The sequence below is a fragment of the Hyphomicrobium sp. genome, assembly GCF_041659645.1.
GTDB lineage: Bacteria > Pseudomonadota > Alphaproteobacteria > Rhizobiales > Hyphomicrobiaceae > Hyphomicrobium_B.
In genome coordinates this window covers 344455-367483 of the sequence record NZ_JBAZXX010000002.1, presented here as the reverse complement: position 1 = coordinate 367483, position 23029 = coordinate 344455, and the positions used below count along the sequence as shown (strand labels likewise).

Below are 23029 nucleotides of genomic sequence, written 5' to 3'. Positions count from 1 at the left end.
CCGCTGCCCGAAAGCAGCCCGCGGTGTTTCGAAGGATCGCACGTTGAAGGCGGTACGGAACGGTCGCTCCATCGAACGGCCGCGGTGCGAGCCAAGTCTCATTTGTCCGGAACAGCTTAGCTGTCGGCTAATAAAAAGACCGTTCTTCCCGGATTGAGCCCCGGGTCGAGGGGGCTTTCAGTATGCACTCCTTATCGAGTGCCGAAGAGTCGGAGAGCCGCATCTCCGGCTCTTTTGCTTTTGCGGCGTCTCAGCGCGGCTTAAAGCCACTGCATCCGCCCCTCAGCGAGCTTCAGGATTTTATCCTGGGGAACTTCGAGGAATGGCACGAAACGCCGATCTATTCCAAGCAAGGCTCCGCGCGCGACCCGGCTGACGCCGCCGTGACTGACGGCGATGGTGTTCGCGGTCAGGCCGCTGAGCCAACGCGATGTCCGGACTTCAAGATCGTGATAGCTTTCGCCGTCGCGCGGACGCCAGCCGTAGGGATCGGCAGATTTGGCCGCGACGCCGGCGGGATCCTTCGCTGGCAGCTCGGCGGCAAGCTCGCCTTCCCAATGGCCGTAGCTCAGTTCGGCGATCTCTGGCGCGATGCGAAAATCGTCCGGATCGAGCCCGAGTTCCGTCCGGATGAGCCGCATGGTCTCAATGGCGCGCAGCAGCGGGCTAGCTACGAAGTCGAAGCCGGCGATTGACGGCGTAAGGGCTTTCAGAAAATCCCCGTGACGCCGCGCCTGTGCCCGTCCCGTATCGTTCAACGGAATGTCGCGCTGCCCCTGGTAGCGCGATTCCCGATTCCAGTCGGTTTCGCCGTGGCGGATGAAATAGAGGATGAGTCCTGGCTTCAGGGAGACAGTCGCTGCCGTCTCGCCGCTCAAGCGTCGTCGCTCTTGACGACGGAGATATCCGGCGCGTCTTCGTTCTTCATGCCCTGGACATGATAACCGCTGTCGACATGATGGATCTCGCCCGTAACGCCACGCGAAAGGTCGGACAAGAGATAGAGGCCGGCGTTGCCGACGTCTTCGATCGTCACGTTGCGCCGGAGCGCCGAATTGTATTCGTTCCACTTGAGAATGTAGCGGAAGTCCGCGATTCCCGCCGCCGCGAGCGTCTTGATCGGGCCAGCCGAGATCGCATTGACGCGAATGCCGTCGCGGCCAAGGTCGGACGCGAGATAGCGCACGCTCGCTTCGAGGGCCGCCTTGGCGACGCCCATGACGTTATAATGCGGCATCACCTTTTCGGCGCCGTAGTAGCTCAGCGTCACGAGAGAGCCGCCGTTGGGCATCAGCTTCTCGGCGCGTTGGGCCAGCGCCGTGAACGAGAAACAGGAAATCAGCAAGCTCTGAGTGAAGTTCTTTTCGGTCGTGTCGACGTAGCGTCCGTCGAGTTCGTTTTTGTCCGAAAAGGCAATGGCATGAACGAGGAAATCGAGACTGCCCCACGTCTTCTCCAGCGCCGCAAAGACGCTGTCCATCGAGGCCGCGTCGGTCACGTCGCAATGCAGCACGGATTTCGCGCCAAGCTCCGCGGCCAGCGGCTCAACCCGCTTCTTGAGCGCATCCCCCTGATAGGTGAGGGCAATTTCCGCCCCTTGCGCCGCGCAGGCCTTCGCGATGCCCCAGGCGATCGATCGGTTATTCGCGACGCCCATGATCAGGCCCCGCTTGCCGGCCATCAAGGTGCCTGGGGAGACGGACATGTTCGCTTGAGGCCCCGCCATGGGCGCTATTTCCTTAATTATTCCAATTTGGGATTGGTGAGTTCGGCCGCATCCTACACAAATGCCCCTCCCGGTCCAGATGCCCGGAAGGGCACAGTGCGCGGCCATTGGCCCGAGGGCAACACTTAAGGACAAAGCCCGTGATCGGCCGTCCTTTCTGGCCCTGAGTGCGCGTGCGGCCTAATGCGCGGCCATTTCGACCGTTTGTCCGGAAACCTTGGGCCGTTCGGAACCGGCAATGCGGCCATCATCGATGGTGATGATACGATCCGCGTACTGCAAAGTCCGGTGGTCGTGGGTCACCGCCAGAACAGCGCGCCGGGTATCCTGGGCAACGGTCGCGAGCAGCTCCATGACCGCCATGCCGTTCTTGGCGTCGAGCGCCGCCGTCGGCTCGTCCGCCAGAATGACCGAGGGCGAGCCCGCCAGCGCCCGTGCAATCGAAACGCGCTGCTTCTCACCGCCCGACATTTTCGACGGCATGGCGTTGAGGCGATGGCTAAGCCCTACGGCTTCGAGCGCATCGATCGCTTGGTCTCGCGCGTCGGGCCCATTGAGATCCCGGAGATCGAGCGCCAGCATTACGTTCTCGACCGCCGATAAGGTCGGAACGAGATTGTAGGACTGGAACACGAAGCCGACGTGCTTGCGCCGGAGCTTGGCAAGCTGCTCTTTATTCATGTTCTGCGTGTGCATCCCGGAAATCGACAGCTTGCCCTGTGTCGGCGACAGGATGCAGCCAAGGACCGACAGAAGCGTCGTCTTTCCGGAACCTGAAGGACCCATCATCAACGTCAACTCACCAGTATGGAGTTGAAGATCGATGCCTTTCAGAACTTTGTTCTCGTTCGGCGCCGTCCCGAGCATCTTTACGATGCCCTCGGCTTCGACGATGACTTTGCTGTTGCTCGGCTCGGTCATGTTAAGTCTCCCTGGAATTCGGTTAGCGGCTGAACACGACGGCCGGATCGATACGAACGACTTTTATGATGGCGCTGATGGCGGCGAAAATGCACATGCCGATCGTTATCGCGAACAGTTGCGCAGCAAGTGGCGCCGTCATGATGATTGTGAGTTTGGTATCCTGCGCGAAGTGAATGGCGGCCAACGCGAGAGCCATCCCCAGCACATAGCCGATCAGCCCAGAAAGCACGGCTTGGATGAGAATCACCTTGACGATGTAGCCGGCCCCGGCCCCGAGAGCACGCAACGTCGCGAACTCGTTGATATGGTCTTTGGTGCTCGAATAAAGAGTCTGGGCCACAATGACAATGCCGACGATCAGCCCCAGAAGTTTGCCCGCATCGAGCGCCGCACCGGCACCTGTCTGCTTCAGCCAGTAGTCCTGGCTGCGGGTCCGAAACTCGGCCTGCGTCAAAACTTCCGTATCCGGCAACCGCGTTGCGATATCCTTGCGCACGGTCTCGATGTCGGCGCCGGGAAGCAAGCTCACGCGCTGATAGGTAGCCTGTTCCTGATTGGCGCCTGATAACTGGCGGGCCTCGTCGAGCGACGTGAACACGAAGGGTAGCGTCGTGAAAGAACGCACCCGCTTCGTAATGGCCACGAGCTTCACGGCGGTGCCGTTGATTTCAGCATGGTCGTCGAGCTTGCTGACGCCAAGGTCGTTGAAATAGCTGCGGTCGATCGCAACGGTGTTTGGCGCGTCGAGCGCGCCGATGCTTCCGGCGATAATGTTCGTCGGCAACGCCTTCGGGCTGTTGGCTTCTGTACCGATCAGCAGAACGGTGGTTTCGCCACCGAGCGGCTTCCGCCACCGCGCGAATGATACGATCATGTCTTCCGAATCCGCGACGCCCGGTACCGACAGCGCCATGTAGCGCTCGCGGCCTGAGAGGAACGAGGGGTCGTCTAAACTTTTCGTTCCAAGCGGAACGACCCAAAGATCCGCGGGTGCCGCGTCAATGATGGTCGCGATCTTGTTCGCCGAACCGAGGTAGATGCCGGACTGAATGGCGACCAGCACCACCGAGAACAGGATGCCGACGATGGTGACGAAAAAGCTCAGCCGGTCATGGAAGAGATTGCGATAGGCGAGTTTGACGACCATCGGCAGATGCCGCCCGCGCGATCGCGGCGGCCGGGAAGGAGCCGTCCTCTGGCTCAAAAGCGCCGGTGCTGTTGCTGCAATTTCCATGACCTGGTCCCCTCCTTGAGGCGTTGGTCGAATATTCGACGATAACGTCCGGGTTGAAAGTTTCCCAGGGCACAAACCAGTCTTGGCCCTGGGCATTGGCGTTAGGCTTTATTCGCAGGGGACATCGACCAACTCGGCGATGGCCGGTGAATAGCGGCGGCAGACGTGCTTGGTTTCCGGCACGGCCGTTGTCGTTTCCGCATCCGCTTTCACGGCTGCGGGTTTATCGGCCGAAGCAATCTTGTCAGCGTTCACCGTGGCTTTCGTCTCGGTCGATGCGACGGGTGTCTTGGCGATCACGGTTGTCGTCGCCGGATCCGAGGTGAGCTTGTCGTCAGCCTTTACCGTCTTCACCACCGGCGTCGTGGGCTCCTTGACGGACGCCTCCGCAACCTCGGTCTGAACCGGTCGCTTCGCCTTGGCGACTTTGCGAACTGGAGCGTCGTCTTGATAGTCGCGGCGCACATAACGTGACCTCTCGGCGCGGCGATAATCGCCGCCGCCGTAATTCTCGTTCGAATGCGCGACGAACGACCCGAGCGGGAAGCCGAAGCCCAGGCGAACCGCGCCGGCATTGGCGGCGCTCGTCATCATCGTCGTGCCAGCCAGCAGCGCAGCAGTGAGAGCGAGGGTCATCTTGATCATCGTAGCCTCCAGGGCGTCGTTGTTTTGTTTCTTGCGCCGGTCTTCACCGGCCATGACGTGACAATGCCTTCGAGCGCCCTCCGAAGCTGTTCCTGCCGGAACACGACTTCGCTCTTTTAAATATCGGAAATATTGCAGCCATATCATCGGGTTAAAAGCGAAACGACCGGCCGCGTCAGCCATAGGATAGTCTTCCTAACGACGAGGATTAAGCGGCGAGCGGCAGCGTCATGTCTTCCTGAAGCTCGTTCGCCGGCATCGCCGTCATTGCGTCGAGCGCAAGCAACAGCCGCTGCGGGTTGAACCCAAACCGGACGTTCAACGGCCGCACCGCAGCCTCTCGCGCAATCGCCGCAAGCAGGCGGAAACCGCGTTCGAGAAACAATGCCTTGAGACGCCGGCTCGCGAAGACATCCAGAACGGCTCGGAAGCGGAGCGCCACTGCAAGGCGGGCCTGATTCGAACCTTGGAACTCGGTCCAGATCCGGTCCTCGATGACGCGGATTTCGTCCTCGTTCAAACCTCGGAGCAGCGCCAATCCCTGGCCGTTCTCGACCAAAAACTGCATGACCAAGCCAAATTCCGTTGCCTCGACCGCCGGCACATCCGCCAAGTTGAGATTGCTGTGCAAAGCACTGTCTCCCTGAATGCCGTTCAAATGCCGATGTTGCCGAAAGCCGCCCACGGTGAGCCCGCAAGCACGATGATGTCGCGCGCCTTCAGCTCCCCAAGTTCGAAATGAACTTCATGGCCTTCGAGGTCGTCGAGGCGGTTGCGGATCTGGCCGCCTTCAAACCGATAGCTCCGGCCGTCTTCCGCGCGAATGATGCCGACGCCGAGATCGCGTCGGAATTTCTTGATTTCTCCGTACATTTTTCTCTCCTCGCTTCATCGGTGTTGTTCGATGTTGGGATGATGCAGGAAGCCTGGACTTTCCGCTGTTCCGGGAGAGACAGGACGTTGAACGGATTGTTTTCTTGGACCGAGGGAACGAGCCGGGGAGGTCAAGCGCCTCGGAGCCGCGAGCGCAAAAAAGTCGGCGGGGAGGCGTGCCGTTCGGGACCGCATTCCCGTTCGGCACGATCCTCCCCGCCTTCGGGATCGGCTGCGGCTCCACTAAGGAGGAAGCGAGCCGCCGCAGATCTTTCCAGAGACTTTTAGGGTTGTGATGCCAGCATCACGCGCCGGGCTTTTCCCGAGGGGGAGATATCCTTCCCCCTCACTTGAAAAAAGCGTCGGCCCTCATGCCGGGGAGGAGCGGCGGATTGCCCTGAAGATCGACCGTGACCTCCAGCACTTCGACATCTGTCGGGCGGCGCGCACCGCGCAGCGAGAACTGTGGAGATGTCAGCGTCGGCGCAAGCTCGGCAACGGTGCCGTCGAATTCCTTGCCGGGATATGCGTTGCTCTTCACCGTCACCTTGTCGCCAACCTTGATCTTCGCGACGTCCATCTCATCGACCTCGGCCTTAAGACGCACGACCGACATATCGCCGAGCACGACGAGCGACTGCTCCGGAGACGGCGAAACCATCTCGCCGGCCTTCGCGGGCAGCTGCAGAACGGTGCCGGCGACAGGCGCACGAATGCGCGTTTTCTCCAGTAAAGCCTCGGCAACCGCAACGTCGGAACGAGCCGCCTGAAGCGCCGATTCCAAACGGTTGGGAGCAGGCACGTCGGCCTTCGACTGCGCTGTTGCGTAAGCGGCGCGCGCTTTCTGAAGCTTCGATTTGGATTTTGCGAGGTCGACACGCGCATCGGCGACGCGATCAGCGCTGCCGTTGCCCTGGCGCTCGGCCTGCAACTCGAATTCCAGTCCGAACCGTGCATTCGTCAACGCCCGTTCGGATGAAAAGACGTTGTCCTCGGCGGTACGTAAATCGTCGCGCGCCTTGTCGAGAGGCTGCGCATCACGCTCGCGTTTGCGCGACGCGGCTTCCGTTTCAGCGGCTTGCAGCCGTGCGCGAGCCTCGTCGTCGTCGAGCCGGATCAGAAGCTCGCCCTCCTCGACCTTATCGTTGAGTTTCACGTTCACTTCGGCGATGCGGCCGAGGAGCTGCGCGCCGATGCGGACTAGACCCGTCTTCGGTTCGATGCGGCCGGGGGCTGCGGCCACCCAGTCGATCTTCGGCGCTGCGTCTTCGGCGTTGATCACGTCGTCGTTGCCCGACTTCGAGTCGAGCAGATCGCTGCGTGAAATCGCGATGGCGCCAAAGGCACCGACCCCGACGGCAACGAGAAGAAAAAAGGCTTTCGCCAGAAAGCCGCCCCGTCGCGGCTGATAATTGTCATCAGTGCTCATGTCGCTATCCTCCTTAAAGATGCATTCGCCGGCAGGAGCAGAGGCTCGCACCAACATCACGAGCAACGGTAGGGATCTTAAGCGGACTTCGCTGTTTCGGTCGGAACAGGATCGAATTGTGATGAAGAATGACGATCACACAACTGAGGAATTTGCGAAACCGCCTGAACAACCGAGCCAAAAAGAAAAAGCTCCGGGAGGTTCCGGAGCTTTTGTATATCGAGCCCGCAATGGGCAATTCTGAACGATGTACTGAAATCGCCTTACTGGCACATCTCGCGAAGCGTCCAGCCGACGATCCGGCAGCTCTCGGTGCCGTTGGCATTCGTTACGCATTTACGGTTCGGCAGACGCTGATAATCGCAGTAGTAGTTGTTCGAGTACCCGGAATAGCCGTGCATCGGCTTTGCGAACTGATAGTCCTGCACGAAGAATTCCTTTGCACTGCCACCGGCGTTCGCGGCTGACGTGCCAAGTGCAAGTGCGCCAGCCACCAGGGCGAAAACTGCGGCGATCGAAAATGTGCTGCTGAATGTCGTCATGTTGAAGTCCTCCTTTGAATGAGCGTTCGCGCTCGTGTCATTCGATGGAGGGTAATCTGGACGTTGGCGTTGCCGGGCGCTGTTCCGGCAGGAACATGCATGCCGAGCTTTCGATCTTGAACATGCCAAGCCCAAGATTACTATATAACAATCCGCTATAAACGTCGTCGCGAATGCGACTGGAACGGGCATGAGGTGAAAGTTGCGAAAGCTCTGGAATAAAAGCGTAAATATCTTCTCCATGCTGACTGCGGACAAAAGCACGGCGCCCAGCAATCCGGTTGCAGGTTCGGCCTACGACTTCGAGTTTAAGAGCATTGACGGCGCGCCAATGAAACTCTCGGACTGGCGCGGGCAGCCGCTGCTGATCGTCAATTCAGCCTCGCTGTGCGGCTTCACGAAGCAATATGCCGGGCTGGAAGAGATTTGGCGGCGCTACGAGCGAGACGGTCTTGTGGTTATCGCGGTGCCATCGAACGATTTTGGCGAGCAGGAACCTTCGCCCGACGGCGAGATCCAGACGTTCTGCCAAGGCGTCTTCGGGGTGACGTTCCCACTGGCGTCCAAGCACCCTGTCGTGGGCGAGAATGCCCATCCATTTTACAAATGGGCTGCGGACGCCATGGGGCCGACCGGCGTACCGACATGGAATTTCCACAAGTATCTCGTCGGCCGGGACGGCCAGCTTGTTAGGTCGTTCACGACGAAATTATCGCCGACCTCGCCCGAGATGATTTCGTGGATCGAGAAGACGCTGGCGGAGGCGGCTCCGGCCGCAGCTTAGGCTCGGACTCGCCCAGTATATCGACCAAGGCGCGCGGCGTTGCGCGCGCCTTTTGCGTTCTTGGTCTTACCGCGCCGGTCCCGTCTCGATGGGAAGCCCGTTCTCCTGTCCCCACTCCGCCCAGCTTCCGTCGTAGACGGCGGCATTGGTCTGGCCAACCACGGCAAGAGCCAGTGCCAGCATCGACGCGGTCACCCCGGATCCGCAGGTCGTAACGACAGGCTTCGTCACGTCGACGCCGATGTCGGCAAAAAGCTTGTTGATCTCGTCCGGAGATTTATAGGTGCCGTCCGGATTGAGAAGCATTTGCGACGGCAGGCTTTTCGAGCCCGGGATATGTCCCTTCCTAAGGCCGGGACGTGGCTCCGCGGCCTTGCCTTCGAAGCGCGCGGCCGGGCGGGCATCGACGATCTGCACGCCATTCTTCTTGAGAAGAGCTTTCATGTCTTCGAGATCGCGCAGGATCTCCGTGTTCTGCAGCGGTGAATAATGCCGCTCCGACCGCTTCGGAGGAGACCCGTCTTCCAGCGGCCGTCCTTCCGCCTTCCACTTGCGCAGGCCGCCGTTCAGCACCGCCACGTCCCGATGCCCCATCGCCCGGAACGTCCACCACACCCGCGCCGCCGAGAAGATGCCGGTCGTGTCGTAGACGACGATGCGGGCGCCGTCGCCGATGCCCATTTTCTTCATCCGCGACGCGAATTTCACCGTCGATGGTAGCATATGGGGCAGGGAAGACTTCTCATCGGAGAAATCGTCGATATCGAAAAACAGCGCGCCGGGAATATGCTCGGCGAGATATTCCTTTTTCGCATCCCGTTGCTCGGTCGGCAGATGCCAACTGCCATCGAGGATGATCAAATCTGGCGAGGAAAGGTGGTCGGCGAGCCAATCCGTCTCGACGATCCAGTTCTTGGCGGTATCAGGCAAGGAAATTCCCACAGGTTAATCGGACAAGGCTTTGATACGGGCTCAGAGCACATAGGCAAAACTTGCCCGCCTCGCAAGTTCGAGCGCCCAAATTCCGCCCGCAACCCGGTTTGCGAACCCGACGCGAGGCATCGCCGTCCCGGCGTTCGTTTACGCGTTGTTTTCGACCGGACTTTTCAGTATGACACGCGCTCCTCGTTGGGCCGCGGCGGTGCCGCACGCTTGTCGGGGCTGGTCGGAAAAGCGAAATCGCGCAGAAGCGATCTCGTCGACGAATGCGGGCGTGGCGGAACTGGTAGACGCACTGGATTTAGGTTCCAGCGGCGAAAGTCGTGGGGGTTCAAATCCCTCCGCCCGCACCAGTCCTTTGAGATAACATCCTGAAAGCATGAGGGTTATCGGATGAACGCTGGGCCGCAGGCTGCGGTCCTTGCGAATTTCTTAAGGCGCCTCTAAAGGGTCGGTCAGGCACGCAAAGCGAAGCTTTTTCTCATGATTCGTCGCGGCGCCGATCTCGGCCCCACAAGCTCGAAAATGGACGGGTGATGTCTCCAAAATGGCTCGTCGCCGGGGGCGGAATATCAGGATTGGCCGCAGCTCAGTGCTTGCAGGCCAATGGTCGCGATTACCTCCTTCTCGAACGCTGCCCCGCCGTCGGCGGTTTGACGCGGACGACGCAGGTCGAGGATTTCTGCTTCGATTACACCGGCCACTTTCTGCACCTCCGCCGCTATCCGTCGCCCGCGCAAGTGCCTTTTGCCCATTTGAACGACGACGACTGGGAGACGGTCGAGCGCAAGTCGTACTTCTTCGCGGGTGGCCACCTGATTACGGCGCCGATCCAATACCATCTGGGCGAACTGCCCGAGGACCTCCGCGCCGAGTGCGAGAAATCTTACGACGAGCGTCCGAAGGTCGAAGGCGACGTCACCGGCTTCCGCGATTTCATCGTCTCGGGCTTCGGCCAGTCCGTCGCCGACCGCTTCCTGATCCCACAGAACGAAAAGACGATGGCGACGCCTCTCGACCGTCTGTCCATCGGCGCCGTGAAGCGCTTCTTTCCGCTGCCCGATGAAGACCGCATTCGAGCCGGCTTCGCCAACACCGGTGAGCGGTTTGCCGAATACAACACGACGTTCTGGTATCCCAAGCGTGGTAGCATTGATGTTCTGACGCGCGGTCTCGCGCATGGACTCAAAAGCGTTGCCACGACGGAAGAAATCGCAGCCATCGATCTCGATCGCCGCATCGTCACGACGAGCTCTGGAAGGAGCGTCGAATGGGAAAGGATGTTTCCGAGCATTCCCCTCAAAGCGCTGTGCATGCTGACGCGAGACACGCAGCTCACAAACGCCGCCGCGAAGCTGAGCCACAGCTCGACGATCAGCTTCAACTTCGGTGTGCGCGGAAAATTGCCGAGCGAACTGAAAGACGCGCACTGGGTCTACGTTCCCGATCGCGACATTCCGTTCTACCGTTTCGGCTGCTATTCCAATATCAGCGCCGCGATGTCTTCGCCGGGCATGAGCGCGGTCTATGTCGAGGTCGGCGTTCCGGGCGAGAGTATCGCTAGAGTCGATATCATCAGCAAGACGCAGCGAGATGTCGTCGCCGCGCTCGAAGCGCTGGGGTGGGTCAAAAGCGAGGACATCATTTGCGCCGTCACCCACGTTATTCGCTGCGCCTACGTTCACCACACACCCGAGCGCGATCGACTTGTGGACGAAATCCTGGCGCGGCTCAACGCGTTCGGAATTCACCCAATCGGCCGCTATGGGCTATGGGACTACGTAGGCATGGAAGACTCAATCAGCTCGGCGCTGACGACGGTCGAAGCCCAGCTCTGAGCCAGTTCTGAGGGAGATCAGCGTTTGAAATCTCTGATCGTGACCGCCGACGATTTTGGAATGACGGTGCCCGTCAACGAGGCCATTGAAGCCTCGCACAAGAACGGCATCCTGTCGGCGACGAGTTTGATGACCGGCGGCGAAGCCTTCGCCGATGCAGTGGATCGCGCCCGTGGGCTGCCTGCTCTTGGCGTCGGCCTCCACATACATTTGGTCGATAGCCGCCCTGTTTTGCCCCCCGAAAAAATTCCGGATCTCGTCGGTCCGGACGGGAGTTTCTCGAACAACCCCGAGCTTTTCGGCTTCAAACTTTTCTTCTCGCCCGAGATGCGCCGCCAAGCGGAAGCCGAGATCACGGCTCAGTTCGAGCGTTTCGAAACGACCGGCCTCATGATGGATCATGTTAACGGCCACCATCATTTCCACATGCATCCGGTGGTGACGGACGCGATCGCCAAGCTCGCGCCGAGATTCGGCTCTCCGCCGGTTCGCTTCCCTGTCGAACCGTTCGGGCCGTCGTTGCAAGCGGGAGGTGACAAACCCATCCGGCGCTTCTTCAATTGGGCATTCTATGCCGGATTGACGCACCGCATGCGCAACAAGCTGAAATCGGCAGGATTGTCGCTGAACGACCACGTCTTCGGCGTGACTGACACCGGCGGCATGACGGAAGCGCGCATTCTTGCGTATCTCGACCATCTGCCGGAAGGAATCACCGAGCTTTATGCCCATCCGGCGATGGGCGGCGATGGGCGGCCCCAATCTTATCCCTCATTTGAGGAATACCGCGGCCTGATAAGTCCAACCGTCCGGGCCAAAGTTGCGGCACTTGGGCTGCACCCGCTCACGTTCAAAGCTGCATTCGCGTCCTGAGGGGTCGAAAGCCGCCGCATTTGTGCTACGCCGATCCTGCCTAATCGCGGCCAGCCCGTGGCCGCCTCGACTTTCGCTTTGGAGACGCCTGCCGAATGCACTTGCCGATTGTGGTTCTCAATCCTTTCGTTATCGCCGGTATCCTCCTGGGTCTTGCGGCACTGGCCTATCTCGTGCTCGCACTCTACTTCACCTGGCGGTTCCGTGAGCGTCCCGTTCAGGCGCCGCAAGGGTTCAGGCCGCCGGTCTCGGTTTTGAAACCGGTGCATGGCGCTCAGCCCTTTCTTTACGATTGCCTCCGCACCTTCTGCGATCAGGACTGGCCCCAATACGAGATCATCTTCGGCGCACATTCCGAAAACGATCCTTCCGTCGCGGTCGTGAAACGGCTGATCGCTGAATTCCCGGATCGCGATCTGCGGCTCGTCGTCGATGCAAGTCTTGCTGGCCCCAATCCGAGGGCGTCGAACCTAGCCAACATCTACAAGGCCGCGCGCTACGACATCCTGCTCGTCGCGGACGCCGATCTGAAAGTCGACCGCAATTGCATCGCCTCGCTCGCGGCCCCCTTCGTCGATCCGAAAGTCGGCGCGGTCGCGTCGATCTATAAGGGGCTTCCCTACGGTGGCGCCGCCGCCGCCGATTTCGGCGCGATGAACATCAGCGATTGGTTCGCCCCGTCCGTTCTCGTCGACGTCGGCCTGCGCGGCATCGATTTCGTGTTTGCGATGGCGAGCGTACGCCGCGAAGCGCTCGACTCGTTCGGCGGCTTCGATCACCTCTCGCATTTCTTCCCCGATGATTTCGCGCTCGGCAACCTTGTCGCGCAGCGCGGCTACAAGGTGGAACTCTCGCCCTACTGCTGCGATACCATCGTCGCCGAGAAAAGCTTCTCTGAACTCTTCCGCCACGAGATTCTGTGGCAGCGAATGGAACGGTTCTGCCGCCCGAGCGATCACTTCATGTCGGTGATCACATGGCCGTTGCCGCTGATCCTCGCGCTGCTATTGCCGTGGCCGACCATCATCGGACTGGCAATCATTGCGGCTGAGATCGTCCTGCGGATCGCGCTGCATTATCAGGTTCGGCGTACCTTCAAGATGAATACACCCGCCCAGCCATGGCTCGTCCAGATCCGCGAATGCGTGTGCTTTTTCGCTTGGGCGTTCGGCCTTTTCGGCAACAGGGTAAAATGGGGTAGAAACATCTTCACCTACGAGGCATTTCGCAAGCTTATCGCTGACGGCCGAAACATCGGAGCCGCCAGCCACGAGCGTCTCGCCACGACGCTCGGAGAGAAATGATGATGAACGCCGAAGACATTTCATCGCGCATCAAGATCAGTCCGCGGACAGCGCTGTTCATCGCCGCGACCTGCGGCATCCTTCTTGCGATCTGCCTCGTCATCTATTTCGGCATTTCCGAGGTCTGGGACGCGCTCGCGACGGCAGGGTGGAGCGGCATGGCCGCGATCCTGTGCGCCTATCTCGTCTCGCTGCTGCTCTGCGCCTGGAGCTGGCGTGTTCTCCTCGTCGAGAAATACCCGCAAAATCGCATCATGTTGTTCCTATGGGCGCGCTGGATCCGTGACTGCGTCGGAAACCTGCTGGCGATTCCCGGAGCCGGCGAAGCGGCCAGCGCGCGAGAACTTGTCAAGAGCGGCGTAAAGCTCGACGTCGCCGCCGCGACGACGATCGTCGACATGACGACCGAGTTATTGAGCCAGTTGATCTACACCTTCATTGGATTGGTGCTTCTCTTCGCTTACCATCCGGATGAGCCTGCGGCTTGGTGGGCAGCGGGCGGTCTTTTGATCGCGACAGTCGCAGTTGTCGGATTTCTGATCGCCCAGAGGAACGGTCTGTTCCTTTTTCTGGAAACGCTACCCGAGAAGCTCGGCCTTACGCGCGCTTGGGAAGGGCAGTTGGACTCCGGCAGCATCCACACCGCAATCCAAAACATTTATCGCGAAAAGCGCGAGGTCGCAGCTTCTGCCGGATTGCACCTCCTGGGTTGGCTCGCAGGCGCCGCCGAAACGTGGCTGGCATTGTATTTCATGGGAAACCAACTCTCGGCTGGCGACGTGCTCTCTCTTGAAAGCCTTGTCTTCGCGTTGCGGACCGCGGCGTTCGTCGTTCCCTGGGCGGCAGGCGTACAGGAGGGCGGCTATATTGTCGTTGGCGCGTTGTTCGGCCTCGGCCCCGACGTCGCGCTCGCGCTGTCGCTGCTTAAGCGAGCCAAAGAGGTTATCGCCGGAGCGCCGGGCCTCCTTGCGTGGCATTTCGCGGAGGGCAAACGCTTCTGGAAGGGACGGCTTGCTGAGTCCCAGAAGTAACGATCGGACGCCTTCCGTCGTCGCGCGGCAACATCAAACCTTCATGCGAACGCCGTATCGAGTTAACCTAACCGCAAAATCGCAGCCCGGATGCCGCCATGAAACGTTTAGCCCTCGCGTGCCTGCTTGCCCTGACCGTTGCGGCGCCCTCCGCCGAGGCCAAGCGCACGCCGCGCTGCGACGGCAATTTCCAGTTCGTGAGGGGCGCATGGGTCTCGACGCCTTATTGCCGCGCCGATCAAATCGCCCGTGTCGCCCGCGAGGTGGGCATGCATACCACCGCAGAAGCGTTGCTCGCGCACCCCGCAGATGCTGAGGAAGTCTGCCGCTTCGTCGGTTCCGATTACAGGGTCCATCCCGCCTGCGAGGAGCTTTATTCCATCTTCCAGATCAACATCGGCCGCGGGTTGACGGTTGACTTTTAAGCGCCGAGCAGGGGATCGTTAAGATCGTGTGCGGTTTTTCGTTTCGCGATCCCTTTCGATCTTATCGAAAGTCGCTAGCATGATCGACAGCGCTCGATAGCTAGCCCCGAGGATCGATTGGAACTTTCAAAGGCCGCTCTTCTTCGCGATCTTCCCTCGGTCGATGCCGTGCTCAATAGCGGTGTCGCCACGTCGCTTTCGCAGCGCTTCGGCCGTGTGGTAACGACCGATGCGATCCGTGCAGTCCTTGCGGAAACGCGCGCGACGCTCAAAGCTGGAACCTCCACGATCCCGACGACGGAACAGATCGTCGCTTTTGCTCTTGCTCGCCTCGCCGCGAATGACCGCTCGACACTGCGTCCGCTCTTCAATTTGACCGGCACGGTGCTTCACACCAACCTCGGGCGTGCGCTTATTGCCGAAGCCGCAATCGAAGCCGCCGTCGAGGCCATGCGCGATCCCGTGTCGCTCGAATTCGACATCGCAACCGGCAAGCGCGGCGAACGCGACGATCATATTCGCGATCTGCTGCTTGAGTTGACGGGCGCCGAAGACGCGACCGTGGTCAACAACAACGCGGCCGCGGTCCTCCTCGCGCTCAACACGCTTGCGGGGGGCCGCGAAGCCATCGTCTCGCGCGGCGAGCTGATCGAGATCGGCGGCGCCTTTCGCATGCCGGACATCATGGCCCGCGCCGGCGCAAAGCTCGTCGAGGTCGGTACGACGAACCGCACGCACGCGAAAGACTATCGAGCAGCCCTCACCGCCGAGACCGGCGTCATCCTGAAAGTCCACACCTCGAATTTTCGCATTCTGGGTTTCACCAAGGAGGTCGAAGCCTCAGAGCTTGCCGAAATCGCCGCCGCCGCCAAGGTCCCGCTGATAAACGACCTCGGCTCCGGTTCTCTGATCGACCTCGCAGCCTTCGGAATGCAGCGCGAACCGACCGTCCGCGAAGCCGTGGCGGAAGGAGCGGGCATCGTGACCTTCTCCGGCGATAAGCTCCTCGGTGGCCCGCAGGCGGGCTTCATCGTCGGCAAGCGCGCGTTGATCGAAGCCATCAACCGCAATCCGATGAAGCGCGCGCTGCGCGTCGACAAGATCCGCCTCGCCGCGATCGAAGCGACTCTGAAGCTCTATCGCGATCCCGACCGCCTTGCGGAACGCTTGCCGACGTTGCGCCTGCTCGCGCGAACGCGTGCGGAGATCGAAGCCCAGGCGCTGCGCATTCTGCCGCGCGTTCAGTCGGCTGTCGGATCGGGCTTCACGGTCGAGCTTCGCGAATGCCGAAGCCAAATCGGTTCAGGCGCTCTGCCGCTCGACACCATCGAAAGCTGCGGCCTCGCCATTCGCTCGAACTCCGGCGGCGCCGCCCTCGAACGTCTCGCAGCCGCTTTACGTGCTCTCTCGCGGCCCGTTATTGGCCGCATAGAGGACGGGGCGATAATTCTTGATCTCAGATGCTTGACCGACGAAGCCGCGTTTCTATCTGTCCTAGCGACCCTCAATTTCAGTCTCCCGGCCTAATGTAAGCCGGACAAACGCAGCCGATAAAGCAAATGATCATCGGCACCGCCGGCCACATCGATCACGGCAAGACGGCGCTGGTCAAAGCCTTGACCGGTGTCGACGGTGATCGGCTGAAGGAAGAGAAGGCGCGCGGGATCACGATCGATCTCGGCTTCGCCTATATGCCGACGGCGAATGGTCGCATTATAGGCTTCATCGATGTGCCAGGCCACGAACGCTTCGTGCATACGATGTTCGCGGGCGCCAGCGGCATCGATCTCGCCCTTCTGGTCGTCGCGGCCGACGACGGCATCAAGCCGCAGACGGTCGAGCATCTCGCCATCCTCGATCTCCTGGGCGTCAAGTCGGGGCTGATCGTCGTTACGAAGGCCGATCTTGCGAGCCCCGGGCGCTTGGCCGAAGTCACTGCCGAAATCAAAGTAGCAACCGCGGGAACGGCGCTTGCCGACGTCGACATCATGCCACTTTCGGCCGTAACAGGGCACGGCATCGATGAATTGCGCAGCCGTCTCATCGCCGCCGCCGATGAGAGTCCCGCGCGCTCGTCCGAAGGCCGGTTCCGCCTCGCCGTCGATCGCGTCTTCACGCTATCTGGCGTCGGCGTCGTCGTAACGGGAACTGTTCTCTCGGGCTTCGTCGGCGTCGGCGCGCAGGTTCAGATCAGCCCGTCTGGACTATCGGCGCGCGTACGGTCGATCCACGCTCAGAACCGGCCGTCGGAGATCGGTTGGGCAGGCGACAGATGCGCTCTTAATCTCGCCGGTCCGGGCATTTCGAAGGATGCCATCAGCCGGGGCGACATTGTCCTCAGTCCCGCGCTGCACATGCCGACAGATCGTATCGACGCAGTGCTGCGCGTTTTGCCGACAGAGCCGAAACAGATCGGGCAATGGTTTCCGGTGCGTCTTCACCACGCCTCGGCCGAGGTCGGCGCGCGTGTCGTTCTCCTGGACGATAAAGCCCTTGAGCCCGGCGCAACGGCCGACGTGCAACTCGTTCTTGACGCGCCGATTGCGGCCGCCGCGACGGATCGCTTCGTCATTCGCGACGTCTCGGCGCAACGCACGATCGGCGGCGGAAAATTCATCGATCTGAGAGCGCCCGCCCGCAAGCGGCGAACGCCCGAGAGACGTGCGCAACGCGCCGCGCTGGCGCTCGACGAGCCTGATCGCGCATTCGCCGCGTTGCTCGACGCGCCGCCCTTCACGGCCGATCTTGCGGCCTTCGCGCGTGACCGCGCCCTGTCGGATGCCCAAACCGAACGACTCGCTTCAGATCTCGATCTCACCGTGATCGAAGCGAACGGCGCACAAGCGGCGATTTCATCCGATCGCTGGCGATCTTTCGTCGCGAGCCTCATCGAGCGCGTCACCCAATTTCATGCCGATAATCCCGATCTCCAAGGCATTGGTCGCGAGCAGCTTCGTCTCTTGCTTGAACCGCGCCTCGCCAAGCCGGTGTTCACGGCCGCGCTCCATAAGATCGCGGAGAAGGGCGAGATCGCGCTCGACGGCGCCTTCGTTCGATTAGCCTCGCATCAGGTGCGATTATCGCCGAGGGACGAAGACGCTTGGAAAATCATCGCGCATAGACTTGGCGGCGCGGAACGATACCGGCCGCCCCGCGTGCGCGACATCGCGGCCTCGACGAAAAGCCCTGAGCGCGATGTACGTAGGCTCATGAAGCTCGCGAGCCGCCTCGGCCGCGCGGACGAAGTGGCCAACGATCATTTCTTCCTGCGCAAGACGGTATCGGAGATGGTCGCCATTGCCGCCGACGTGGCGACGACGGCGAAAGGCGGTTGGTTCAACGCCGCCGACTTCCGCGACCGACTCGATAACGGCCGTAAAGTCGCGATTCAAATTCTCGAATTTCTCGACCGCAACGGCGTGACTCTCCGCAAGGGCGATCTGCGCCGCATGAACGAACATCGACTGGACTTGTTCGGAAGCCTCGTGCATCCGTCCGCGTTGGCCGATGGAGGAGAATCGTCCCCGGTGGGGCGTTCGGACTTCAAATCCGAGTGGGGCAGCGAGCCTGTCCTTGGTGGGTTCGACTCCCATTCTCCTCCGCCACCTCTCGCGAAGAAGAAACGCTCGTCCTAGCCGCCCCCATCTCGGCCGTCGTCTCTCAGACGATACGGACCTGCGGCCGCCCAGAAGTCACCGACCCGATGATGCGCGCCATCGGATACCCGGCGCTTTCGATCTGGCCGCGAATGCTCTCGGCCTCGTCCGCCGCGCAGGCAACGAGAAGTCCGCCCGACGTCTGTGGGTCGGTTAGCAAGGCTTTCTGCCATGGCGGAAGGTTATCCGCTAAAATGACGTCGTGTCCGTAGCTCTCCCAATTGCGCCCTGACGCGCCCGTCACGTATCCGGCTTTCGCCAGAGCCGCCGCGCGTGAGAGCAGTGGAATCTGATCGTAAGAAACGTCGATACTCACGCCGCTGCCGCGTGCGACTTCAAGCGCGTGACCCAGAACGCCGAAGCCGGTCACGTCCGTAATGGCGTGGACGGCACTGTTTTCGCCGAGTGTCTGTCCGATGCGATTGAGCAGCGTCGTCGACGCCATCATCTCGGCATAGGCCTCATTCGAAAGTTCCTGCTTCTTGAATGCCGCCGAATAAACGCCGACGCCGATGCCCTTCGTGAGGATGAGCTCGTCGCCCGCCTTGGCTCCCGCGTTCCGTCGCACGTTCTGAGGCTTGGCGAGCCCGATCACGGCAAGTCCATAGATCGGCTCCGGCGCGTCGATGGAATGCCCGCCAGCGATGGGGATGCCGGCCTCCGCGCAAACGGACGCGCCGCCTTCCAGAATCGCGCGAACGGATTCCACGGGAAGCTTGCCCAGCGGAATGCCAAGAATGGCCAGCGCCATGATCGGCTTTCCGCCCATGGCGTACACGTCCGAGATCGCATTCGCCGCGGCGATCCGGCCGAAATCGCGCGGATCATCGACCATCGGCATGAAAAAATCCGTGGTCGCGACAATGCATTGCGCGTCATCGATTTGCCATACGGCGGCGTCGTCGCCGGTCTCCGTACCAACGAGAAGCCCCGCGAACGGACCAGCAGCCGGTTGTTTGGAGAGAAGTTCCTGAAGCACCGACGGAGCAAGTTTGCAGCCGCAGCCGCCGCCATGCGCTAATTCAGTCAAGCGAATTGTAGGGCCCGACATGTCTCTTGCCTTGTCTCGAAGCGGAGTTTGAAAAAAGAGCCTGCGCGAAAAAGGCAGACCATCATATGAAGATATAGGTGGACACGCTGACCGTTGCGACGGCAGGTTTCCCGAAACGCATAGCTTTCGGAGAAGGTAATGAACGCCACGCGCCAAGCCGACATGACGCTGCGGTGGATTGTATTCCTGGCAATTCTGATCGTGGGCCTCTTCTACGTGAAGTGGTTTCCCTACTACAATAAATCGTTCGTCGCCGCCGCCAACCATTCGATCGGCAATTCCATTCTGATGGGAACCGCGGCCGCGCCTCCTGCACCGTCCTGGGATGCAGCACTGAATTACGCGCTCGCTTACGGCAAGGCGATTTGGCAGGCGATGGTCTTGGGTCTTTTGCTGGGCTCGGCTGTCCAGGCGCTGCTTCCCGCCGATTGGATCGCGCGCATGTTGGGCCGAACGGGTTTCGGCAGCGTCGCTACGGCGGGCTTACTTTCGGTTCCGAGCATGATGTGTACCTGCTGTGCGGCGCCTGTCGTCGTCGGCCTACGTGCGCGCGAGGCGTCGCCCGGTGCGGCAATCGCGTTTTGGCTCGGCAACACGGTCCTCAATCCGGCGACACTCATTTTCATGGGCTTCGTTCTCGGCTGGAATTGGGTCGGACTGCGCGTCGTCCTCGGCATCCTGATGGTGTTCGGCCTCGGTTATCTCGTCAACCTCATGGTCACGCCGAAGGAAGCCGAAGCCGCAGAAGCAAAGATCGCGGAGCTGACGGCCAAATCGAACGCCGACAGTTCGAATGCTTCGAACGCTTTCGTCCGCTGGATCGAGATCTTCACGCGCATGGCCCTGCGCCTCATCCCCGAATACATCGTTCTGGTTTTGCTGCTTGGGGCCGCCCGCGCGTGGCTCTTCCCGGAAATCGGACCGGCTGTCGGCAACGAGATCTGGTGGATCGTCGCCTTCGCCGTTGCCGGTATGCTGTTCGTCATTCCGACAGCTGGCGAAGTGCCGATCATCCAGGCCATGCTTGCGCTCGGCATGGGCGTCGGCCCGGCCGGCGCGCTGCTGATGACACTGCCGCCCGTTAGCCTCCCGTCGCTCGCGATGGTCGGCGGATCGTTCCGGCTGCAGACGCTTCTGTTCGTGGCGGCTGGTGTCGTCGTTTTCGGGATCGTGGGCGGCCTGCTCGCGGTCGCTCTGATTTAGCCGACGAGAAGCAGCGGATTGGGCGCGTGGCGCGCCCATCCGGCCTCGGCGACCATGATGTCGAGGCCAAGCGAGGCAAGGTCGTCGGCGTAGGGATCGACCTTGGTGTCCTTGGTCTGATACAGCATCTTCGCGTAGGTTTGGCAGTCGTCGCAGGTCTCGGCCTGGACGGCGCTGGATCCGCCTTCGACGCCCTTGAGCGAAAGGCCGCCCGAACTCTCGCATGTGATGCAGACGGCGCGTACGTGGGTCCAGGCCGTCGAGCAGAGAGAGCAATAGAGATACCGCGTGCCGGGCGTTCGGCCAGACGCCGTTATCACCCCGGAAACCGGCGATGATCCACAACACGGGCACAGTCCGCGCTGGAGAAGCAATCGCAGCGTGGAGGCGTCGAGCCTGCCTGCAAGGCGCGTGAAATAGACTTGCAAAGCTGCTGCAACATAGAGCGCGGGACCGGCTTCATCCGCACTCATCGAGCCGCGTAGGAAGCTGTCCGCCAGATCCTCGATCGTCTCGACCGAATATCCGCGCATGTCCGCGATGATGGCTGCGGCGGGCGCGGGAATATCCGCTTCACTGAGTTCGTCGAACAGCACCGACAAACCATCACGCCACGCTGAATTCCGATGATGCCCATCCGCCGCGATGGGAGGAATGCGCGCCGCGACCGATTGCTCGATCAACGAAGGCTCGATGGCGGGCATGGGCGGAAGCGTTGTCGCGGCCCTATGCTGCGCCTCCGAGAGACGCGACATGAAGCCGAGCCACTCGGCCATTGGGTGCCCGCTGGCAAGCGCCCGGAGACGGCCAGCCGTGCCGGAAAATCGCGTGGCCGGATCGGGCAGCAGCAGCGGCTCGGGCGCGGCGACGCCCCCTTGCGGACTACCAACCCATTTTCCGGTTGGCGCTGCGCCGCCCTGCTTCACGAGACAATCCTCACTTGTGCGTATGCCGATCGACGTTCGGCTTCGGACCAGTCGAACCCGTCGTTGCCAAAGAGCGGAACCATTTGCGATGGTGCCGCCAAGCCCAGCCCGGCGTGACGTACCCTTGGGTCATGGCGCGCATCGACCCGCGAACCCAAATGGCGGCGTAGACATGCACGATCCAGATAATGATCGCGGCGATTGCGCCCAGCGAGTGAATGAGAAGCGCGGCTCGTTGCGTCGGGATCGAGGTATAGGTGCCGAAATAATATTCCCAGATCACGAGACCCGTAAAGAACAGCGCCGGAACGAGAAGCGCCATCGACCAGAAGACGAACTTTTGCCCGGCGTTGAAGCGCGCGACCTCCGGAACGCCTTCTTCCTTGTTGACGAGCACTTTGTCGATCGCCATCAGCCAGGCAATATCGGCCTTGGTCCAGAGGTTATCTCGCCAGAACTGGATGATCAGTCCGCTGTAACTGATGAGCAGGACGACACCGATCCACGGATGGATCGTGCGTGTCCACTCTCCGCCGCCAAACAGACTCGAAAGCCAGAACAGCAGCGGATCGAACATCGACAGACCTGACAGCATCAGGAGAACGAAGCAGGCCGCCGTGAGCCAATGATTGAGACGGGTTACCGTCGCGTTGCGCGTCAATGTTCCATACGGGCGACTCATGTTTGATGCTCCGCTCGATGAGGGCCTTCGTCCTCTGGAAAGTTGTTTTCTTTCAGCACGCGCTTGGCTTCTTCCTCGTCTTCAGGCTGCACCTCATTCGGACCGGCGATGACCCAGTGCAGGAAGCCCGAGATCGCGGCGGCGGCGATACCAGCCAGTGCCACGGGCTTGATGAGGCCTTTCCAGAATTCGACCGTCGCGCTGATCTTGGGATTTTCCGGCAACCCGGCATAGATCTGCGGCTTGTCGGCGTGATGCAGCACGTACATCACGTGCGTGCCCTGCACGCCCGGCGGATCGTAGAGGCCCGCGTTCTCGAAGCCGCGCGACTTAAGATCGACGATGCGGTCGCCGGCCCAATCGGTCATGTCCTTCTTCGAGCCGAACATGATCGCACCGGTTGGGCAGGCTTTGACGCATGCGGGCTCGAGGCTAACGGCAACGCGGTCGGAACAGAGCGTGCACTTGTAAGACTTGTGATCGACCTCACTGATGCGCGGAATGTCGAACGGACAGCCCTTCACGCAATAGCCGCAGCCGATGCAGTTCTCGCTAATGAAATCGACGATGCCGTTGGCGTACTGCACGATCGCGCCGGGAGCCGGACACGCCTTGAGACAACCCGGATCCTCGCAGTGCATGCAGCCGTCTTTGCGGATCAGCCATTCGAGATCGCCTTTATCGTCTTCGTATTCCGTGAACTTCATCACCGTCCACGTGTGCGGATCGAGGTCCAGAGGATTGTCGTAGGTCCCATGGAACTCGCCGACCTCATCGCGCAAGTTGTTCCACTCCATGCACGCCGCCTGGCACGCCTTGCAGCCGATGCAACGCGTCACATCGATGAGCTTGGCGACCTGATCTTCGAAGTTCCGCGCCGACGGGGGCGTCGTCGTCGTCGCCGAAATCCGGATGTAGTCCTGTGACTGAAGGTTGGACATGTC

General features: G+C 61.0%; 22 protein-coding genes, 2 tRNA genes and 1 pseudogene. 11 read left to right on the top strand and 14 right to left on the bottom strand.

Annotated features, from left to right (window positions below):
* Nucleotides 1–260: 260 nt before the first annotated feature.
* The 9 genes from WC811_RS06800 to WC811_RS06760 all read right to left on the bottom strand — a co-directional run bounded on the left by WC811_RS06800 (nucleotide 261) and on the right by WC811_RS06760 (nucleotide 7373).
* A complete protein-coding gene (locus WC811_RS06800) occupies nucleotides 261–878 on the bottom strand; it encodes a histidine phosphatase family protein (RefSeq protein ID WP_372642327.1) in 618 nt (205 codons plus the stop codon).
* Nucleotides 875–1726 (bottom strand): enoyl-ACP reductase FabI, encoded by an 852-nt coding sequence (gene fabI / locus WC811_RS06795; RefSeq protein ID WP_372642325.1) that lies wholly within the window; start codon nucleotides 1724–1726, stop codon nucleotides 875–877. Before fabI ends, WC811_RS06800 begins: the two co-directional genes overlap by 4 nt.
* 180 nt (nucleotides 1727–1906) lie before the next feature.
* On the bottom strand, nucleotides 1907–2647 hold the full coding sequence (locus WC811_RS06790) for an ABC transporter ATP-binding protein (RefSeq protein ID WP_372642323.1): 741 nt from the start codon (nucleotides 2645–2647) through the stop codon (nucleotides 1907–1909).
* 22 nt (nucleotides 2648–2669) lie between these two features.
* On the bottom strand, nucleotides 2670–3884 hold the full coding sequence (locus tag WC811_RS06785) for an ABC transporter permease (RefSeq protein ID WP_372642321.1): 1215 nt from the start codon (nucleotides 3882–3884) through the stop codon (nucleotides 2670–2672).
* 108 nt (nucleotides 3885–3992) lie between these two features.
* Complete coding sequence (locus WC811_RS06780) at nucleotides 3993–4529, bottom strand: hypothetical protein (RefSeq protein WP_372642319.1); 537 nt, start codon at nucleotides 4527–4529, stop codon at nucleotides 3993–3995.
* A gap of 208 nt (nucleotides 4530–4737) precedes the next feature.
* Nucleotides 4738–5160, bottom strand: a complete 423-nt coding sequence (locus tag WC811_RS06775; RefSeq protein WP_372642317.1) for a hypothetical protein — start codon at nucleotides 5158–5160, stop codon at nucleotides 4738–4740.
* Nucleotides 5161–5183: 23 nt separating this feature from the next.
* Nucleotides 5184–5402 carry a hypothetical protein gene (locus tag WC811_RS06770; protein ID WP_372642315.1) on the bottom strand — a complete coding sequence of 73 codons (219 nt, stop codon included), beginning with the start codon at nucleotides 5400–5402 and terminating at the stop codon, nucleotides 5184–5186.
* 346 nt (nucleotides 5403–5748) lie between these two features.
* A complete protein-coding gene (locus WC811_RS06765; RefSeq protein WP_372642313.1) occupies nucleotides 5749–6831 on the bottom strand; it encodes an HlyD family secretion protein in 1083 nt (360 codons plus the stop codon).
* A gap of 263 nt (nucleotides 6832–7094) precedes the next feature.
* Nucleotides 7095–7373 carry a hypothetical protein gene (locus WC811_RS06760; protein ID WP_372642311.1) on the bottom strand — a complete coding sequence of 93 codons (279 nt, stop codon included), beginning with the start codon at nucleotides 7371–7373 and terminating at the stop codon, nucleotides 7095–7097.
* A gap of 241 nt (nucleotides 7374–7614) precedes the next feature.
* Between WC811_RS06760 and WC811_RS06755 the strand changes: the two genes are divergently transcribed.
* Entirely contained in the window at nucleotides 7615–8157 is a 543-nt protein-coding gene (locus WC811_RS06755) for a glutathione peroxidase (RefSeq protein ID WP_372642309.1), read from the top strand.
* Nucleotides 8158–8223: 66 nt separating this feature from the next.
* Here WC811_RS06755 and sseA read toward each other — a convergent pair whose 3' ends face one another.
* Nucleotides 8224–9087, bottom strand: a complete 864-nt coding sequence (sseA, locus tag WC811_RS06750) for a 3-mercaptopyruvate sulfurtransferase (protein WP_372642307.1) — start codon at nucleotides 9085–9087, stop codon at nucleotides 8224–8226.
* Nucleotides 9088–9364: 277 nt separating this feature from the next.
* Between sseA and WC811_RS06745 the strand changes: the two genes are divergently transcribed.
* The 9 genes and pseudogenes from WC811_RS06745 to WC811_RS06705 all read left to right on the top strand — a co-directional run bounded on the left by WC811_RS06745 (nucleotide 9365) and on the right by WC811_RS06705 (nucleotide 18172).
* Nucleotides 9365–9449: transfer RNA gene (locus WC811_RS06745), tRNA-Leu, on the top strand.
* A gap of 183 nt (nucleotides 9450–9632) precedes the next feature.
* Nucleotides 9633–10934, top strand: coding sequence for an NAD(P)/FAD-dependent oxidoreductase (locus WC811_RS06740; RefSeq protein ID WP_372642305.1), 1302 nt, complete (start codon nucleotides 9633–9635; stop codon nucleotides 10932–10934).
* A 24-nt stretch (nucleotides 10935–10958) separates the two neighbouring features.
* Nucleotides 10959–11807 carry a hopanoid biosynthesis-associated protein HpnK gene (gene hpnK, locus WC811_RS06735; protein ID WP_372642303.1) on the top strand — a complete coding sequence of 283 codons (849 nt, stop codon included), beginning with the start codon at nucleotides 10959–10961 and terminating at the stop codon, nucleotides 11805–11807.
* A gap of 95 nt (nucleotides 11808–11902) precedes the next feature.
* Nucleotides 11903–13111, top strand: a complete 1209-nt coding sequence (gene hpnI / locus WC811_RS06730) for a bacteriohopanetetrol glucosamine biosynthesis glycosyltransferase HpnI (protein ID WP_372642301.1) — start codon at nucleotides 11903–11905, stop codon at nucleotides 13109–13111.
* Between the two features lie 2 nt (nucleotides 13112–13113).
* Nucleotides 13114–14142: a lysylphosphatidylglycerol synthase domain-containing protein gene (locus tag WC811_RS06725; protein WP_372642299.1), complete on the top strand. Its 1029-nt coding sequence runs from the start codon at nucleotides 13114–13116 to the stop codon at nucleotides 14140–14142.
* A gap of 98 nt (nucleotides 14143–14240) precedes the next feature.
* The gene (locus WC811_RS06720; RefSeq protein WP_372642297.1) at nucleotides 14241–14567 is read left to right on the top strand and encodes a hypothetical protein; all 327 of its coding nucleotides are present in this window, start codon (nucleotides 14241–14243) and stop codon (nucleotides 14565–14567) included.
* 117 nt (nucleotides 14568–14684) lie between these two features.
* Nucleotides 14685–16094 carry an L-seryl-tRNA(Sec) selenium transferase gene (selA, locus tag WC811_RS06715; protein ID WP_372642295.1) on the top strand — a complete coding sequence of 470 codons (1410 nt, stop codon included), beginning with the start codon at nucleotides 14685–14687 and terminating at the stop codon, nucleotides 16092–16094.
* Between the two features lie 32 nt (nucleotides 16095–16126).
* A pseudogene (selB, locus tag WC811_RS06710) lies at nucleotides 16127–17959 on the top strand (selenocysteine-specific translation elongation factor); the annotation flags it as partial.
* A gap of 117 nt (nucleotides 17960–18076) precedes the next feature.
* Nucleotides 18077–18172: transfer RNA gene (locus tag WC811_RS06705), tRNA-Sec, on the top strand.
* A 55-nt stretch (nucleotides 18173–18227) separates the two neighbouring features.
* Here WC811_RS06705 and selD read toward each other — a convergent pair.
* Nucleotides 18228–19274, bottom strand: a complete 1047-nt coding sequence (gene selD, locus WC811_RS06700; RefSeq protein ID WP_372642293.1) for a selenide, water dikinase SelD — start codon at nucleotides 19272–19274, stop codon at nucleotides 18228–18230.
* Between the two features lie 138 nt (nucleotides 19275–19412).
* Between selD and WC811_RS06695 the strand changes: the two genes are divergently transcribed.
* Nucleotides 19413–20477 (top strand): permease, encoded by a 1065-nt coding sequence (locus WC811_RS06695; protein ID WP_372642291.1) that lies wholly within the window; start codon nucleotides 19413–19415, stop codon nucleotides 20475–20477.
* On the opposite strand, the gene fdhE is transcribed toward WC811_RS06695, so the two are convergent.
* The 3 genes from fdhE to fdxH are packed head-to-tail and all read right to left on the bottom strand — an operon-like array spanning nucleotide 20474 to nucleotide 23026.
* Nucleotides 20474–21403: a formate dehydrogenase accessory protein FdhE gene (gene fdhE, locus WC811_RS06690; protein ID WP_372642289.1), complete on the bottom strand. Its 930-nt coding sequence runs from the start codon at nucleotides 21401–21403 to the stop codon at nucleotides 20474–20476. The genes WC811_RS06695 and fdhE overlap by 4 nt on opposite strands.
* Before the next feature lie 10 nt (nucleotides 21404–21413).
* A complete protein-coding gene (locus WC811_RS06685; RefSeq protein ID WP_372642287.1) occupies nucleotides 21414–22085 on the bottom strand; it encodes a formate dehydrogenase subunit gamma in 672 nt (223 codons plus the stop codon).
* On the bottom strand, nucleotides 22082–23026 hold the full coding sequence (gene fdxH, locus WC811_RS06680) for a formate dehydrogenase subunit beta (RefSeq protein WP_372642285.1): 945 nt from the start codon (nucleotides 23024–23026) through the stop codon (nucleotides 22082–22084). Before fdxH ends, WC811_RS06685 begins: the two co-directional genes overlap by 4 nt.
* Between the last annotated feature and the right edge of the window lie 3 nt (nucleotides 23027–23029).